This is a genomic window from bacterium (assembly GCA_035308905.1).
Lineage (GTDB): Bacteria > Sysuimicrobiota > Sysuimicrobiia > Sysuimicrobiales > Segetimicrobiaceae > DASSJF01.
Window position 1 is genome coordinate 54,646 of record DATGFS010000050.1, and the last position, 15,813, is coordinate 70,458.

Sequence of the window (15,813 nt, forward strand, 5' to 3'; positions counted from 1 at the left end):
CTCAGCGTTTCTCCGCGAGAATCGCGGCGACGGCCTCGACGATCGCCTCCGGCTCGGTCATGCGGCCCAGTCCGACGCGGCCCGAGGCCAGCACCCCCTGCTCCGGCCCGACCACGTGAACGCCGCGGGCGCGCAGGCGGGCGAGATTCTCCTGGACCGCCGGGGCCTGCGCCATCGCGTCGCTCATCGCCGGCGCGACCACGACCGGCGCCCGGGTGGCGAGCACCGTCGCCGAGACGGGGTCGTCGCCGAACCCGCCGGCCAGCCGCGCGAGCAGATCGGCGGTCGCCGGCGCCACGAGCACCAGATCCGCCCGCTCGCCGAGGGCGACGTGGGGCTCCTCCCAGGGCAGGCCGCCGGCCCACATGTCCGCCACGACCGGCTGCTGCGAGAGCGCGCGGAACGTCAGCGGCGTCACAAACCGCGCCGCCGCCGGCGTCATCACTACGAAGACCTCGGCGCCGCGCTCCCGCAGCCGGCGTACGACGACCGCGGCCTTGTACGCGGCGATGCTGCCGGTGACGCCGAGGACGATTGTCCGGCCGCGCAGCGACTCCGCCACTTACAACCGGCGGCCGGAGCGCTCGCCGCGGAGCGCGCGCGCGAGTCCGGCGATCGCGTGCGTGATGTCTTCCGGGCCCCAGAGCGACGTGTCGAGGATGAGATGGTAGCGGCTCAGGTCGCCGAGATCGATCCGGTACAGCGCCGCGTAGCGCCGGCGTTCGCAGTCCTCGCGATTGTCGACGTCGGCCCGCGCCGCGTCGATCGGCATGCCGTCGCGGGCGGCGACACGGCGCGCCCGCACCTCCGCGGGCGCGCGCAGCCAGACGCGTACGTCGCCGTCGACGAGCCAGCCGCTCAGCCGGCTCTCGATGACGATGTCACCGGCGCGCGCTTCCGTCACCTGGGCCTGGTCAATTGCGCGGTCGATCGAGGGATCCTCTTCGGCCTGGCGGCCGAGCGCGGCGAGTGTGATGCCGCGGCGGCGGGCCTCCTCCCGGAAGATCTCACCGCTGGATAGATACCGGAGCCCGAGGGCCCGCGCCAGCTCGCGCGCCACGGTGCTCTTGCCCGCGCCGATTTCGCCGCTTACGGTGACAATCATTCGCCGGCCACCGGTTCCTCTTCGATCTCCTCGTCCTCTTCCTCGACGGCCTCCTTGCTCGTGAACCGGTGCGCGACCGTCTCGGGCTGAACCGCCGAGAGCACGACGTGTCCGCTGTCGGTGATCACGACCGCGCGCGTCCGCCGGCCGTACGTCGCGTCGATGAGAATGCCCTTGTCGCGGGCCTCCTGGATGATCCGTTTGATCGGCGCGGAGTCCGGACTCACGATGGCGATGATGCGGCTGGCCGCCACGATGTTGCCGAACCCGATGTTGATGAGCCGCGTATCCATGGCCGCCCCGTCCTCCGCCGTCACTCGACGTTCTGAATCTGTTCCCGCAAACTCTCCAGCTCGCCCTTGATGGCGATCACGTGCCTGGTGATCTCGAGATCGTTCGCTTTGCTGCCGATCGTGTTGGCCTCCCGGCCGATTTCCTGAACGATGAACTCCAACGTCCGGCCGATGGCGCCGGGGCCCGCCAGCGTCGTGCGAGACTGCGCGAGGTGGCTGCGGAACCGCGTCAGCTCCTCGGTGATGTCCGAACGGTCGGCAAACAACGCCACCTCCGTGGCGAGCCGGCCCGGATCGACCGCAACCGACCCGGCGAGCTCCTGAACGCGGCGCTCCAGCCGGGCGTGATAGTCCTCGACTACCGCGGGGGCCCGCGCCGCGATCGCCTCGGCGACGCCCTCCATCCGCGCCAGGCGGGCGAGCAGGTCGGCGCTGAGACGGGCGCCCTCGGCCTCCCGCATCGCCACCAACTTCTCGAGCGCGGCGCCGACGCCGCTTTCGACGGCCGGCCACGCCGCCTCCACATCGGCCTTCTCGTCCTCGATCTTGACGAGGTCGGGCAGCGACAGGAGCAGCGAAAGGTCGACCGTACCGGACACCGGCAGCGCCTGTCGCAGGCCGTCCAGGGCACTTATGTAGGCCTTGGCGAGCTCCGTGTCGGTCTTGACCGTACGCGGCCGCCGGCCGTAATCGTCCCGCACGACGACGACGTCCACCCGGCCCCGCAGTACCCGGCTCTGGACGAGGGCGCGGATCCGGTCCTCGAGTTGGGACAGGTCTCGGGGCGTCCGGACCACCACCTCGCAGAACCGGTGGTTAACCGACCGGACCTCGACTCCGTAGCGGCCCGCGCCGGCAATGATTTCTCCGGCTCCGAATCCCGTCATGCTGCGCGCCACGGTCAGGAAGTCCGGCATGGCGCGGCGAATCTCCTTCTTGCTCGTCCGCACGCGTTCGGACGCGATCTTTCGACGCACGGCCGGCTGGGCCTACGGCGTGCGCCAGTACGCCCCGGCATCGACCAGGGCTCGGCCCGGAGGCTCGATCGTTGGCCACCGTCCCACCACCGGCCCTCGACGCATTGTCCCTCGCCGCGATTGCGGCGGACCTGAACGCGTACGCCGGTCACCGTCTGGCGGGGGTGCGGCAGCCCGATCCGCAGACGATCGTGCTCGGTTTACGCGACGGACGGCGAACAGAGGACGTATTTTGCTCGATTCATCCCCAGGCGGCGCGACTCCATCTCGGGGCGCCCCGCATCGCCGGCGAGCGGCTCGGATCGTTTGGCCTGCTGCTGCGCAGCCGCCTCATCGATGCGCATCTGACCCGCGTCGCGCAGCCGCCGTTTGAACGCATCCTCTACCTCGAGTTGGACACTCTGGACGGTGCGCACACGCTGGTCGCCGAGCTCATGGGCCGGTACAGCAACCTCATTCTCGTGCGCGGCGCCGGCGCGTCCGGCGTGGTGGTGGGCGCGCTGAAGATCGTGACAGAACAGATGTCGCGGCGATCGGTCACCCCGGGCCGTCCGTACCGCCTGCCGCCCGCCGACCGGCCGCACCCCGATGCGATCGAGCCGGAGACGCTCGCGCCGCTGCTGACCGGCGAGCGGCCGGTGTGGCGCGCCCTCGCCCAGGGGGTGCTCGGGCTCGGACCCGTGCTCGCGCACGAGGCGGCGCTTCGCGCGGGCGTCGATCCCGACGTCCCGGCCGCGCACGCCGCCCCCCACGCCTCCGCGATCGCCGAAGTGATCAAGGCGCTGGCGGGCGCCTTTCGCGCGGCGCAGTTCGCCCCGACGCTCTACCTCCGCGACGGACGTCCGGCCGCCTTTGCGGCCCTCCCGCTCCGCGTGTACGCGGCGCTCGAAGCGGCTCCGGTCGAGACGATGAGCGAGGCGGTGCGCCGCTACTACGAGGCGGCGGCCGGCAGTACGGTGCTCGAAGAACGGCGGCGCGCGCTTGCGGCGGCCGTCGCCGCTTCATTTCGGCAAACGGAGCGGGCGCTCGAGGCGAACCGCGCGGCGCTCAGGGAGAGCGAGGCGGCCGAGCGCTTCCGGGTCTTCGGCGAGCTGCTCCTGACGTACGGACGCGACGTACCTTCCGGCGCCGCGTCGGTATCCGTTCCCGATCACACGGCGGCGGGGACCGCGGTCGAGATCCCGCTCGATCCCGCCCTCGGCCCGGTGGAGAATGCGCAGCGGTATTTCCGACGGTACACCAAAGCGCGCGCGGCGGCGTCGGCGATTCCGTCCCGCATCGCCACGCTGGAGGCGACGGCGGTCGCGCTGCGCGAAGCGGCGATGCACATCGAAACGGCGGCCACCGCCGACGATCTCTACGAAGTGCACACCGATCTCGTCGCGCGGCGTCTCGTGCGCCGGCCGCCGCGCACACGCCCGGCGGCGCGCTCTGGGCCGCGGCGGTTCGCGGGGCCCGACGGGGCGGTCATCATCGCGGGCCGCAGCTCGCGCGAGAACGACCACGTCACGTTTCACGTCGCCGGGCCGGACGATCTATGGCTGCACGCGCGGGCGATCCCCGGCGCGCACGTCGTCCTCAAGACGCCGGGGACGCCGAGCGAGTCGTCGGTGACCGCGGCGGCGCAGGTGGCCGCGTATTACAGCGAGGGCCGGCAGGCGGCGCAGGTCGCGGTCGACGTGGTGCCGCGCCGGCAGGTGCGCAAGGCGCGCGGCGCGCCGCCGGGGGCCGTCATTTACGAAGGCGAGCGAACGCTGCGGGTCAGCCCGGCGCTCCCGCCGGATGCGCGCTAGCGATTACACAGGTTCTTCGATCACGACCTCGTCGACGCCGTCGATCTCCCTGAGGCGCACGGCCACCTGTTCGCGCGAAGACGTCGGGAGGTTCTTGCCGACGTAGTCGGGCCGGATCGGCAGCTCGCGGTGGCCGCGGTCGACCAGCACCGCGAGCTGGATGCCGGAGGGCCGGCCGCGGTCGATCAGCGCGGCGATCGCCGCGCGGACCGTGCGGCCGGTGTAGAGCACGTCGTCGACGAGGACGATCGGCCGGCCCGCGATCGGAAACGGCAGGCGCGTATCGGCTTCCGCCGACGCGGGGCGCGTCTCGCGGTCGTCGCGGTAGGCGCTCACGTCGAGCGTGCCGACGGGAATCTCGGCGCCTTCCGCCGCGGCGATCGCGGCCGCCAGCCGCTCGGCGAGGTGCACTCCGCGGCGCTGGATCCCCACGAGCGACAGCCCCGCGGCGCCCTTGTTGCGCTCGACGATCTCGTGCGCCATGCGGGTTATCGTCCGCCGGATCGTCTCCTGATCCATGACCCGCGCCTTTTCCCGCCGCTCCACGCTTCGCGCCACCTCCGCGGCCCTATCCTTCGCTTCCGGGCGGAACGTCCCCCGTCTGACGCAGGTCCGGCCGCGATCCGGCGGCCTCCTGCCCCGCCTCGGCGCGCAACCGCGCAAGAAGGCGCGCGATGTCACCCGGCAGCGGCGCCGTGCACGTCACGCGCCGCCCGGTGCGCGGGTGCGTGAATTCGAGGCGCGCGGCGTGGAGCGCCTGCCGCGTGATCTCCGGACCCCCCGGCCCGCGCCGCGGACCCAAGCGGGCGCGGCCGTAGACCGGATCGCCGAGCAGCGGATATCCGGCGTGCGCGAGATGAACACGAATCTGGTGCGTACGCCCGGTCTCGAGCCGGCACGCCACGAGCGTCGCGTCCCGGAACCGCTCGAGCACGGTGTAGTGTGTGACCGCGTGGCGGCCCGCCGGCACCACCGCGATGCGGGTCCGCTGCACCGGATGCCGGCCGAGGGCGGCCGTGACGGTCCCCTCGTCGCGGCGCACGCGGCCGCGCACGACGGCGAGGTACGTCCGCTGCGCCGTGTGCGCCTTGAACTGCGCGGCGAGCGCGCGGTGCGCCGCGTCGGACTTCGCCACAACCAAGAGGCCCGACGTGTCCTTGTCGAGACGGTGGACGATGCCCGGCCGCAGCTCTCCGCCGATCCCCGCGAGGTCGCGGACCGCCGACAGGAGCGCGTTGACGAGCGTGCCCGACGGATGGCCGGGCGCGGGATGAACGGTCAGTCCGGCCGGCTTGTTCACGACGAGGAGATCCGCGTCTTCCAGCACGATGTCGAGCGGGATCGCCTCGGGATGCACGCCGGACGGTGCGGGCAGAGGTACGGTGATCTCCACCGCCTGGCCGCGCCGCACCCGGAACGCCGGCTTCCGCGGTCGTGCGTCCACGCTGACGCGCCCCTCGACCGCCAGCTGCGCGATGCGGGATCGCGAAAGCGACGGCACGTGCGCGGCGACCACGACATCGAGCCGGCGGCCGTCGTCGGCCGCGGCCGCATCGAACCGGTGGACCGTTGGACCGGCTTCTATTTCATGGTGGCCGGCCGAAGACCGGCCGGCACTAAGCCCGGCCCTGCTCACCGGAGTCGGACTGCGCGGGAGCGCCGCCCGCGTCCCCAAGATCGGACGCCGTTTCCATATCCGCCGCCTCGGCGGGCTCGGTTTCCGCGGGACGCCGGCCGAGCGCGAACCAGATCGCCGGCGAGACCACGGCGACAAGGAGACTCAGCGCCTGGGCGATCGTGAACGGCCCGACGGTGCGCGGGCTGTCCATGAACACCTCGACCACCGTCCGCGCGATGCCGTAGAGGCCGAGATACGCCCAAAACACACGCCCGGGGGCGTGCGGACGGCCCACGGCCGGCTGCACGATCGCCAAGATGATGACAGATGCGAGCATCAGGTACAGCTGCGTCGGATGCCGCGCCTCGCCGAAAAGGGTGACCGCCCACGGCACGGACGCGGCGCGCCCGTAGTTGAGGCCGTACAGCAGCGTGCCGATCATCGCGATCGCGTAGCCCAGCGCGAGTCCCGGCGCCGCGGCGTCGGCCAGCCATCCGAGGCTCCACCCGCGGCGGCGGCTGTACAACCACGCGACCAACGCGCCGCCCGCGAGCGCCCCGTAGTACGCGAGTCCGGCGTCTCTCCAGATCGTGAACACGCGCGCCCAGTCGGCGGCGAAGTCGCGAATGTTGACGAGGACGTACCCGATACGCGCGCCGATCACGCCGCCGATGATCGAGTAGAGGCTCAGGTCGAGGATCTCCCCGCCATCCCACCCCCACCGCGACGTCCGTGTCCGCAGCAGCAGAATTCCCGCGACGAACGCCACCAGCAGGAACACGCCGAACGACGACACGGGAAACGGCCCGATCTGGAAGAGCACGGGCTTCATCCGTCACCTCCGTTCGCGGAGCAGTGCCAGGACGAGCAGCCCGGCCCCCACGACGATGGCGGAATCCGCCACGTTGAATACCGGCCAGACGTGAACGTCGAGGTAATCGATGACGTATCCAAAGCGCAGCCGCTCGACCACGTTTGCGGCGGCGCCCCCCAGCACCAGGCCGAGCCCCCACCGGACGGCGGCGGTCCGTGGCCAAGCGTCCTTATTGTAGAGGGCCACCGCGAGAACGGTCAAGGCGAGCACCACGATCGCCGCCGGCGGCAGGCCGCGCAGGAGACTGAAGGCGATCCCGGTGTTTGATACCAGCGTGAGCGAGAGGACCCCCGGAATGACGACCCGTTCAACGCCCGGGGCCAAATGCGCGCGCGCCGCCGCGCCGGCGGCGAGCCCGCCGCCGCACGCCAGGATGAAGCCGGCGGCGCCGGCCGCCCGTGCGCCGGCGGGCCGGTGCACCGCCGTCCGGCCGCGAACCCGTCGTCTGTTCAGCGCATCGCGCTGCGCAGCCGCTCTTCGCGCTCCTTACATTTGATGCACAGCCGCGTGTAGGGAATGGCGCGGAGGCGGTTCGCGTCGATCAGCCGGCCGCAGCCGTCGCAGACCCCGTACGTCCCGCTGCGGCCGCGGCGCAGGGCGTCTTCCACCATCTGCAGCATGCCCTGCACGCTGCTCTCCAGCGCGAGGCCCTTTTCCCGCTCGAACGTCTCCGTGGCCACGTCGACGAGATCGTCATCGTAGCTGCCCGAGACGTCCGCGACCGGCTTCTCCTCCGTCTTGACCTGGTGCTGCTCCATCTCCGTGAGTTCCTGACGGAGGCGGCGGCGCTCGTCCGTGAGGCGGCGCATGTACGGCTCGAGCCGCGTACCCGACAGGCCGCGGGCGCGGACGATCGGCTTCGGCGCCGGCTCCGGCGGAACGGCCGGGGCCACGGCGCGTGCGCGCCGGGCCGCCGGCTTCTTCGCTTCGACCAGGACGTTTTTGCTCCGCCCGCGCGCCGCGGTGTTATCGGCGCCGCGGGCCCGCGCGGCCGCGGTTTGGGGACGCCGGGACCCCGTCTTCCGCGGGGCACGCGCGCGGGCCGCCGCGGTTGCGCGGGCAGGTTTTTTGGGAGAACGACGTGCGCGCATTCAGTGCCTCCTGACCGGGCCGGGCGACGCCCCGATACTGCCTTGCGAACGCTCCTGCCCCGAGTGATATTCCCCGAAGCCTTCCCGGATCGCGGCCCGTGCCAAAATCTCCGTGCCGTCCAGCACCGGAACGGCGAGGTCGTCCGGACCCAGGATCACGGGCACTTCCGTACAGCCGAGCACGATCGCGCCGGCCCCCGCGCGCACGAGCGTCTCCGCCGCCGCGCGGATCCGGCCGCGCACCGCGGAGCCGGTGTCGCCGGCCTTCACCGACTCGATGGCCTCGGACACCACCCGCTGGCCCTCGGCGTCGGGGACCAGGACCTCGATACCCCGCCGGCCCAACGCGGCATGATAGCGGCGCTGCCGCACGGTCCCGGCCGTGGCCAGGAGGCCCACCGAGGCCGGCGCCGGGCGCAGGGCTGCGGCCACCGCGGCGACCTCTTCCATAATATCCAGCACCGGCACGCCCGGTACCGCCCCCCGGATCTGGTCCAAGAACGCGTGGGCCGAATTGCAGGGCATCACGAGGATTTCCGCCCCGGCCGCAACGAGCCGCCGCGCGGTCTCGATCAGGAGCGGCGTGGGGTCGGGCCCCCGGCCCTCGATCGCGGCCGTGCGGTCCGGGATCTCGGTGTTGCTGTCAATCAGGACGTGGAGGTGCTCCTGATCGGTCGCCGCCGGCGTGCCGCGCACGACGCGAAGGTAGAAATCCGCCGTGGCCAGCGGCCCCATCCCTCCGATCACCCCGATGGTGCGCCGCGCCGCCGCGCCGCTCATCGCGCCGGTCCCGGCTTCGTGCCGCGCACGACCTCCGGCCGCGCCGCGGCCTCCTGCCGTGCGATCCCGAGCGTGACCGTGTGCGAATCCAATCGCACGGATTTCGTGTGCGCCGCGCCGGCCGGCACGCCCGCGACGGCGGAGGTCGCCAGGACCTCGCGCAGGATCGTCTCGCCGTGCTTGCGGATCAGATCCGGCAGCCGGTCGTCGCCGTCGTAGTAGAGCGTGATCCGGTCGGCGATCTCGAGCCCCGCTTCCTTGCGCATCTGCTGCACCTGATGGACGAGCTCGCGCGCGAGTCCCTCCAGCGCGAGATCCTCCGTCACCGTGGTGTCGAGGACGACCCACGCGCCGCTCTCGCCCGCGCCGGCGCGGCCCTCGGGCCACCGCATCCGCACGTCCACCTCGGCGCGCTCGAGCACGATCTCCTCGCCCTCCGGCATGCGCACGCGGTACGGCTCGCCTTCCGGCGTCTGCTCGACGAGTACCTGGCCGTGGGCCCGCAGGGCGTCCGCGATCGCGGTGATGCGCCCGCCGAACTTCGGACCGAGCAGATCGAATCGCGGCCGGACCTCGAGACGGCCGAGGTCTCCGAGAGACCCGGCGAACCGCACCTCGCGCACGTTCAGTTCGTCCTTCAACAGCTCGATGAGCTCGAGACGGCCGGCCACCGTGCCTGACCGGTCGAGCAGCGTAGCGGACGCGAGCGGCTGCCGCACCTTGATCCGGGCCTCGTTTCGCGCGGCGCGTCCGAGATAGACGAGATGGCGCGTCTCCTGCATCCCCTGCTCGAGCTGAGGGTCCCGCGCCGCCTCGTCCGGCACCGGCATCGGGCACAGGTGCACGCTCTCCGCCGCCCGCGCGTCCACCGCGCGCACGAGATTCTGGTACAGCGCCTCTGTGAGAAACGGCACGAAGGGCGCCAGCACGCGCGACAGCGTGACGAGGACCTCGTACAGCGTCTCGTACGCGGCCTGCTTGTCGGCGTCGCCCTCGGACTTCCAGTAGCGGCGGCGGCCGCGCCGGACGTACCACAGCGACAGATCGTCCACGAACCGCTCGATCGGCCGCGCCGCCCCGGCGACGTCGTAGGCGTCGAGCCGGGCCCGGACGGTGGCGACCACGTCCGCGAGCCGCGACAGAATCCACCGGTCGAGGAGCGACGGCGGCGCTCCCGCTCTGGCGCCGGGCCTCCAGCCGTCCAGGTTCGCGTAGGTCACGAAGAACGCGTAGACATTCCACAGCGGCAGGATGAAGCGCCGGCGGACCTCGTCGCCCGGGCCGTAGCCGAAGTTGACGTTCTGGGCCGGGTTCTGCAGCGCGTAGAGCCAGCGGATGACGTCGGACCCCATCCGCTCCGCGGCGTCGTTGAACTCGATCATGTTGCCCCAAGACTTGTGCATCTCACGCCCGGTCTCGTCGCGCACCATCGCGTGCCCGAGGCACGCGAGGAACGGCGGCCGGTTCTCGAGCACGGTGCTCATCACCAGCATCGAGTAGAACCAGTTGCGGTACTGCCCCGGGAACGCCTCGGTGATGAAGTCGGCCGGGAACCACTCCCGCCACTTAGCGGGGTCCCGGCGGTAGAACATCGTCGAAAACGGCACGATGCCGGCGTCGAGCCAGGGGTTGCCGACGTCCTGGATGCGCGAGACGACGGCGCCGCACTTTTGGCAGCGGATCTTGACCGCGTCGACCCACGGCCGGTGCGGCGTGTGACCCTCGAAGGCGTCCCAGCCTTCGACCGCGCGCGTTTTGAGCTCGTGCTCGCTGCCGATGACCTCGAAGGTCTCGCACGCCTTGCACTCGTAGATCGGCAGCGCGAGCCCCCAGTACCGCTTCTTGCTGATCATCCAGTCGTGCATGTTGCGGAGCCAGTCGAGCTCCCGCTCGAGCCCGAACTCGGGAATCCAGGTGATCTGGCGCGTCACGGCCATCATCGGCTCGCGCAGCGAGTCCATCGCGATGAACCACTCGTCGACGAGGCGGAAGACGAGCTCGCTCCCGCACCGCCAGCACATCGGGTAGCGGTGCGTGTACTCGTCGGCGCGATACAGGAGACCCCGCTGCTCCAGGTCGTCCTTGATCAGCGAGGCGACCTCGTAGACGTGCCGGCCGGCGAGCCGTCCAAACGACTCCGTAAAGATCCCAAACTCGTCGATCGGGGCGAGCACGTCGAGGCCGTGCGCCTTGCCGAGCGCGAAGTCTTCGGCGCCCGCGCCGGGCGCGATGTGGACGAGCCCGGTGCCTTCGGTCGCGGTGACGTCCGTCCACGGGATGACGCGGTGGACGACGCCCTGCTGCGCCGGGAGATCGTCAAACGGCCCTTCGTAGGTCCACCCGACGAGGTCGCGCCCGGGCAGCTCCCGCACGACCGAGACTTTTGGACGGCCGGCCGTCACGGCGTCGAGCCGGTCCTTGGCGACGTAGTAGCTCGCCCCGTTGCGCTCCTTGACCTGAACGTAGGTGAGCTCCGGGTGCACGGCGACGGCGACGTTGCTCGTGAGCGTCCAGGGCGTCGTCGTCCAGACCAGGAGATACTCCCCGGTCCGGCCGGCGACCGGCAGGCGCGCCGTGAGGCTGAGGTGCGTCACGTCCTGGTAGCCTTCGGTGACGATCTCGTGCTCGGAGATGCCGGTGCTGCACCGCGGGCACCAGGGCATCACGTCGTGGCCTTTGTAGACGAGGCCGCGCTCCCAGCACCGCTTCAGGAAGAGCCAGATGCTGTAGTTGTTCTCGTCGGACATCGTGTAGTACGAGTCGTCCCAGTCCATCCAGTAGCCGAGCCGGATCGACTGCTGCGTCTGCACGCCGGCGTACCTCAAAACCCGCGCCTTGCAGCGCTCGACGAATTCCGCGATCCCGTACTGCTCGATGTCCCGCTTGCTCTTGAATCCGAGCTCCTTCTCGACTTCGACCTCGACCCACAGGCCCTGGCAGTCGAAGCCGTTCTGGTAACGCTGCCGGTGGCCGAGCATCGTGTGGTACCGGCAGAACAGGTCCTTGTACGTCCGGCCCCAGGCGTGGTGCACGCCCATCGGATTGTTCGCGGTGATCGGCCCGTCGAGAAAGGACCAGCGCGTCGCGGCGGCGCGGTTCTTCGCGAGGTAGCGGGCCAGGATGCCTTCCCGCGTCCACCAGTCCAGAATCGCACGCTCTTGCGCCGGAAAATCCGCGCGCGGATCGACAGGCTGAAATGCCATCGAGCAACTCCTCCGATTCAGGACAGCTCTACGACAGCGGTGCGGAATGACAAAACCCCGTCCGGCAAGGGACGGGGTCACCGTGGTACCACCCTCGTTCCGGGCCCCTGCGGGCCCGGCACTCGTTCGGATCGGCGCTCGGCTTATGGCGCAGCCGGAACGCCCGGTCCGAATCCCGTTATCGGGGGATACCGGCGGGGCCTCGGAATCTGTCCCTGGACCTCGCACCTCGGGAGGCGATCGCTGCCGCCGGCACCGCACCGGCTTTCACCCGACCCGTTCGCGGGTCATCCGGCTCGCTTTGCGGTCCGCGCGGCGGCGGTCCCCCGTCATCGCGTATTCCCGGGGATTCTAGCACACGCCGGGGAGGAGCGTCAAATAAGGGGCGCGGCCGCCTCCGCCGGGCTCTTGGCCCCACGCTCCGCGGCCGTGATGCGGCGGCTCCCGAACGACGGGAGGCCGACGCCGCGGTGCTCCGTCTTCATCCACTCGATCCGTCCGGTAAACACGCTGCGGACGAACCGGTAGAACGCCAGAGGCAGCGTGACGATCTGGTGCGTCGCGAAGAGCATGTACCGGGCCGAGGTGAGGACCACGCCGAGGGGGGTGCGGGCCCGCTCGACCGCGATGCCGATCACGGTGGAGAGCATGATCACGATCCAGTAATACGCGTACCACGGCTGGTCGTGCGCCACCGGGAACGCGTTCAGCACCGAGAGCCGGTGGGACGCGAGGTTCAGGATCCAATCCTCCACGAGAAAAAGGTAGCTCGCCAGCATCGAGAGCGCCAGCACGAGTGATCCCGAGAGAAAGACGAGAAAATCGAGCCGCTTCCGCCACGGCACCGGCGCCCGCAGCATCGCGCCCGCGTACTCGAACAGGCACCCCAGCGAGCCCTCCGACCACCGGGTGCGCTGGTGCACGAGCGCCCGCCAGGTGGCGACGGCTTCCTCCCACACCACCACGTCCTCGCAGTAGTGGACGGTCCAGCCGCGCAGCGCGTAGCGCACGGACAGGTCGATGTCCTCGGTGAGGGCGTCCTCGTTCCAGCCGCCCACGGCCTCGAGCGCGTCGCGGCGCGTCACGAGGCCGTTGCCGGTGAGGATCACGGCGCCGCCGATGCGGTGCCGGCTGCGCTGGGTGAGCGTCTGGAAGACGAAGTAATCGTCTTCCTGCGCGCGCATCAGGAGGCTGCCCCGGCCGTCGTACACCAGCTTCCGGGCCTGCACGCCGGCGACGCCCGGCCGCGCGAGGTGCGGAATCAGCCGCGCGAGAAAATCCGGCGCGACCCGCGCGTCGGCGTCGAAGACGCAGATGGCCTCGCCGCGCGCCGCGGCGAGCCCGACGTTGAGGGCCACGGCTTTGCCGACGCCGTCCTCGACGGACGGGCGCACAACCGTAAACGCGAGCTCGCGGCGCAGGGCGTCGAGGACCTGTCCCGTCCGGTCCGTCGAGCGGTGATCCACCACGATGACCTCGAACGCCGGCGTCCCCGCGGCCTCCCGGTAATCGAGGGCGCACAGACACCGGACCGTATCGGCGATCACGTCCTCCTCGTTGCGCGCCGGGACGATGATGCTGACAAACGGGCGGAATGTCCCGTCGGGGGGCGGCGCTCCGGCGCTCCCCGCGTCGGGCCGCGGCCACACCGCGAAGGCCATCAGCATCGTCCCGTACAGTCCGGTCGCAAAGAAGATCGCGGACAGCCACGTCGCGTCGTGCAGGGCGAGCTGCCGCGCCATGACGGCGCCCCAGGCGATGAGGACCGCGACGGCGAGCGTCTTACGCCGGAACGGCCGCTTCATCGCGCCGCTCCCGCCGCGGCGCCGGCGAGCGCCGCGCGCAGCGTCACGGCGTACGGCGGCCGCAGCACGCCGGCCTCGGTGACGATTGCGGTGATCAGCCGGTGCGGGGTCACGTCGAACGCCGGGTTGCGCACCGCGATCCCGGGGGCGGCCACACGGGTCCCGCCCAGCATCGTCACTTCGTCCGCGGAACGCTCTTCGATCGGGATCACAGTACCCTCCGGGGTCGCGAGGTCGACGGTCGACAGCGGCGCCGCCACGTAAAACGGCAGGCCGTGGGCGTGGGCGAGGACCGCAAGCGCGTAGGTGCCGACTTTGTTCGCCGTATCGCCGTTGGCGGCGATGCGGTCGGCGCCGACGATGACCGCATGGACCTCGCCGGCGCGCATCAGCGTCGCGGCGGCGTTGTCGGTGATCAGCGTCGCCGGAATGCCATGCTGCATGAGCTCCCAGGCGGTGAGGCGCGCGCCCTGGAGCACGGGCCGCGTTTCGCAGGCAACCACCCGGATCCGCCGGCCCTCGTCGTGCGCCTGCCGGAGCACCCCAAACGCGGTCCCCCACCCGCCGGTGGCCAGCATCCCGGTGTTGCAGTACGTCAGGACGGAAGCGCCTTCCGGAAAGAGCGCCGCGCCGTGGGCGGCCATGCGGCGGTTCATCTCGAGATCGGCGCGGGCCATCGCGTGCGCTTCATCCAGCAGGCGTCCCGGCAGACCGCCCGTCTCGGAGGTCGCGTCGGCCGCGGCGAGCATCCGGTCGAGCGCCCACGCCAGGTTCACCGCCGTCGGCCGCGTCGCCCGCAGCCCGGAAGCGGCCATTCGGAGGCGGGCCAGCTGCTCGGTGCGCGACCCGGTCGCGGTGCGCGCGGCCAGCGCAAGGCCGTAGGCCGCGGCGAGGCCGATCGCGGGGGCGCCGCGCACGCGGAGCGCGCGGATCGCGTCAGCGACCTCTTCCCAGGTTGTGCAGCGGCATGACCGAAGATCGTGAGGCAGGGCCGTCTGGTCGATCAGACACAGCGCCCCGCCTTCCCACCACAAGGGGACCTCGGTGCTCATCCCGCGCGGTCTCCGGATCTGGACATCACGCGATGCAGGCGCCTCTCAGTATAGCGAAACGCGCATTCACTCGACCGGAAAGAGCCCCTTGGGCGCCTCCTCCTCGCGGATGTGCTCCGCCGTAATGGACACGTGCGCGGGTGTAAAGAGGAAGATCTCGTCTCCGACACGGTGCGTGTGCCCGTCGAGCGCATAGGCGACTCCGCTCAGGAAATCGACGACGCGCCGCCCCAGGTCCTTGTGCACGTTCCTGAGGTTGAGCACGATCGGCCGGTGTGTTTTGAGGTAGTCGGCCGCGGTCTGCGCTTCTTCATATTGCCCCGGCTCGAGCACCACGATCTCCAAGGACCGCTGAGTATGCAGGCGAAAAATCGGCGCCCGCGGCGGCGCGGTCTCGGCCGGTAATCCTCCTTCCTCATGCTCGCCGAAGCCCAGAAAGTGCCACATCCGTTGCATGACCCGGCCCATGTGTCGCCTCCGGTGTGGGGCGTCCGCTGCTGCGTTTTCTGCTGCGTCTTGCCGGCTATGTCTGGCTGCGGTCAGCAAATATGGCCCGCCCGATGCGGACCATGGTCGCGCCTTCCTCGATGGCCACTTCGAAATCCTCCGACATCCCCATCGACAACTCGGGAAGCGCGGCCCCGAGCACACGTTGTAGATTTTCCCTCAATTCGCGGAGCGCCCGAAACACGGGGCGCACCTCGTCGGGATCGGAGACCGCCGGCGCGATCGTCATCAGTCCGCGCAGTCTCAGCCCCGGCAGGACGGCCGTCCGGCGCACCACCGCCGCCGCCTCCTCCGGCGACGCGCCGTGCTTTTGCGGCTCGCGGGCCACGTTCACTTGAATCAGCACGTCGACGGCCCGCTCCTGCTCCACGGCGCGCCGGCTCAACTCTTCCGCCAGCGCCTCCGAGTCGACGGACTCAAGGACGTCGAACAGCCGCACAGCCTCCTTGGCCTTGTTCCGCTGGAGGCTGCCGATCAAGTGCCAGGACACGCCGGACACGGCCGGAATCTTCTCGCGCGCCTCCTGGACCCGGTTCTCACCGAACGTCCGGAGTCCCAGCGCGGCGGCGTCCCGCACCCGCGCGGCGTCGACGGTCTTGGTCACGGCGACCAGCAAGACGTCGTCGGCACGTCGGCCGCCGCGTTCCGCGGCCGCCCGGATTCGCGCGCGCACATTCGCAATATTGGTTGCAAGATCGGCCATGGAGGCTTCCCG

Annotated in this window: 16 protein-coding genes; 1 reads left to right on the plus strand and 15 read right to left on the minus strand. The window is 71.0% G+C overall.

The window, feature by feature from the left end:
- Nucleotide 1 precedes the first annotated feature (1 nt).
- From VKT83_15670 to VKT83_15685, 4 genes are read right to left on the minus strand one after another with little or no spacing between them, the layout of a single operon-like run.
- On the minus strand, nt 2-562 hold the full coding sequence (locus VKT83_15670; protein ID HLY23904.1) for a flavoprotein: 561 nt from the start codon (nt 560-562) through the stop codon (nt 2-4).
- Nucleotides 563-1,105: an AAA family ATPase gene (locus VKT83_15675; GenBank protein ID HLY23905.1), complete on the minus strand. Its 543-nt coding sequence runs from the start codon at nt 1,103-1,105 to the stop codon at nt 563-565. It lies immediately after the preceding gene.
- Nucleotides 1,102-1,398 (minus strand): DUF370 domain-containing protein, encoded by a 297-nt coding sequence (locus VKT83_15680; GenBank protein ID HLY23906.1) that lies wholly within the window; start codon nt 1,396-1,398, stop codon nt 1,102-1,104. The genes VKT83_15675 and VKT83_15680 overlap by 4 nt, the downstream gene beginning before the upstream one ends.
- 20 nt (nt 1,399-1,418) lie before the next feature.
- On the minus strand, nt 1,419-2,375 hold the full coding sequence (locus VKT83_15685; protein HLY23907.1) for a YicC/YloC family endoribonuclease: 957 nt from the start codon (nt 2,373-2,375) through the stop codon (nt 1,419-1,421).
- A gap of 71 nt (nt 2,376-2,446) precedes the next feature.
- On the opposite strand from VKT83_15685, the gene VKT83_15690 reads away from it, so the two are divergent.
- The gene (locus VKT83_15690; GenBank protein ID HLY23908.1) at nt 2,447-4,168 is read left to right on the plus strand and encodes an NFACT RNA binding domain-containing protein; all 1,722 of its coding nucleotides are present in this window, start codon (nt 2,447-2,449) and stop codon (nt 4,166-4,168) included.
- Nucleotides 4,169-4,171: 3 nt separating this feature from the next.
- Here VKT83_15690 and pyrR read toward each other — a convergent pair whose 3' ends face one another.
- From pyrR to VKT83_15745, 11 genes are all read right to left on the minus strand, one after another.
- Nucleotides 4,172-4,714 (minus strand): bifunctional pyr operon transcriptional regulator/uracil phosphoribosyltransferase PyrR, encoded by a 543-nt coding sequence (gene pyrR / locus VKT83_15695; GenBank protein ID HLY23909.1) that lies wholly within the window; start codon nt 4,712-4,714, stop codon nt 4,172-4,174.
- A gap of 22 nt (nt 4,715-4,736) precedes the next feature.
- Nucleotides 4,737-5,804, minus strand: coding sequence for an RluA family pseudouridine synthase (locus tag VKT83_15700; protein HLY23910.1), 1,068 nt, complete (start codon nt 5,802-5,804; stop codon nt 4,737-4,739).
- A complete protein-coding gene (locus VKT83_15705; GenBank protein HLY23911.1) occupies nt 5,785-6,618 on the minus strand; it encodes a prolipoprotein diacylglyceryl transferase in 834 nt (277 codons plus the stop codon). Before VKT83_15705 ends, VKT83_15700 begins: the two co-directional genes overlap by 20 nt.
- A 3-nt stretch (nt 6,619-6,621) precedes the next feature.
- Nucleotides 6,622-7,080: a signal peptidase II gene (gene lspA / locus VKT83_15710; GenBank protein HLY23912.1), complete on the minus strand. Its 459-nt coding sequence runs from the start codon at nt 7,078-7,080 to the stop codon at nt 6,622-6,624.
- 29 nt (nt 7,081-7,109) lie between these two features.
- Nucleotides 7,110-7,751 carry a TraR/DksA C4-type zinc finger protein gene (locus VKT83_15715; GenBank protein HLY23913.1) on the minus strand — a complete coding sequence of 214 codons (642 nt, stop codon included), beginning with the start codon at nt 7,749-7,751 and terminating at the stop codon, nt 7,110-7,112.
- Nucleotides 7,752-8,531 carry an amino acid racemase gene (locus VKT83_15720; protein ID HLY23914.1) on the minus strand — a complete coding sequence of 260 codons (780 nt, stop codon included), beginning with the start codon at nt 8,529-8,531 and terminating at the stop codon, nt 7,752-7,754.
- On the minus strand, nt 8,528-11,734 hold the full coding sequence (gene ileS, locus VKT83_15725) for an isoleucine--tRNA ligase (GenBank protein ID HLY23915.1): 3,207 nt from the start codon (nt 11,732-11,734) through the stop codon (nt 8,528-8,530). Before ileS ends, VKT83_15720 begins: the two co-directional genes overlap by 4 nt.
- 374 nt (nt 11,735-12,108) lie before the next feature.
- The gene (locus VKT83_15730; GenBank protein HLY23916.1) at nt 12,109-13,539 is read right to left on the minus strand and encodes a glycosyltransferase family 2 protein; all 1,431 of its coding nucleotides are present in this window, start codon (nt 13,537-13,539) and stop codon (nt 12,109-12,111) included.
- Nucleotides 13,536-14,591, minus strand: coding sequence for an S-methyl-5-thioribose-1-phosphate isomerase (gene mtnA, locus VKT83_15735; GenBank protein HLY23917.1), 1,056 nt, complete (start codon nt 14,589-14,591; stop codon nt 13,536-13,538). The genes VKT83_15730 and mtnA overlap by 4 nt, the downstream gene beginning before the upstream one ends.
- Before the next feature lie 66 nt (nt 14,592-14,657).
- On the minus strand, nt 14,658-15,059 hold the full coding sequence (locus tag VKT83_15740) for a cell division protein SepF (protein ID HLY23918.1): 402 nt from the start codon (nt 15,057-15,059) through the stop codon (nt 14,658-14,660).
- A gap of 55 nt (nt 15,060-15,114) precedes the next feature.
- Nucleotides 15,115-15,801 (minus strand): YggS family pyridoxal phosphate-dependent enzyme, encoded by a 687-nt coding sequence (locus VKT83_15745; GenBank protein ID HLY23919.1) that lies wholly within the window; start codon nt 15,799-15,801, stop codon nt 15,115-15,117.
- Nucleotides 15,802-15,813: the final 12 nt, after the last annotated feature.

Bases quoted from the DNA above. Each gene is read 5' to 3' on its own strand.
- VKT83_15675 (HLY23905.1), bottom strand. From the start codon at position 1,105: ATGATTGTCACCGTAAGCGGCGAAATCGGCGCGGGCAAGAGCACCGTG.
- VKT83_15680 (HLY23906.1), bottom strand. From the start codon at position 1,398: ATGGATACGCGGCTCATCAACATCGGGTTCGGCAACATCGTGGCGGCC.
- VKT83_15705 (HLY23911.1), bottom strand. From the start codon at position 6,618: ATGAAGCCCGTGCTCTTCCAGATCGGGCCGTTTCCCGTGTCGTCGTTC.
- VKT83_15715 (HLY23913.1), bottom strand. From the start codon at position 7,751: ATGCGCGCACGTCGTTCTCCCAAAAAACCTGCCCGCGCAACCGCGGCG.
- VKT83_15720 (HLY23914.1), bottom strand. From the start codon at position 8,531: ATGAGCGGCGCGGCGGCGCGGCGCACCATCGGGGTGATCGGAGGGATG.
- ileS (HLY23915.1), bottom strand. From the start codon at position 11,734: ATGGCATTTCAGCCTGTCGATCCGCGCGCGGATTTTCCGGCGCAAGAG.
- VKT83_15730 (HLY23916.1), bottom strand. From the start codon at position 13,539: ATGAAGCGGCCGTTCCGGCGTAAGACGCTCGCCGTCGCGGTCCTCATC.
- mtnA (HLY23917.1), bottom strand. From the start codon at position 14,591: ATGAGCACCGAGGTCCCCTTGTGGTGGGAAGGCGGGGCGCTGTGTCTG.
- VKT83_15740 (HLY23918.1), bottom strand. From the start codon at position 15,059: ATGGGCCGGGTCATGCAACGGATGTGGCACTTTCTGGGCTTCGGCGAG.
- VKT83_15745 (HLY23919.1), bottom strand. From the start codon at position 15,801: ATGGCCGATCTTGCAACCAATATTGCGAATGTGCGCGCGCGAATCCGG.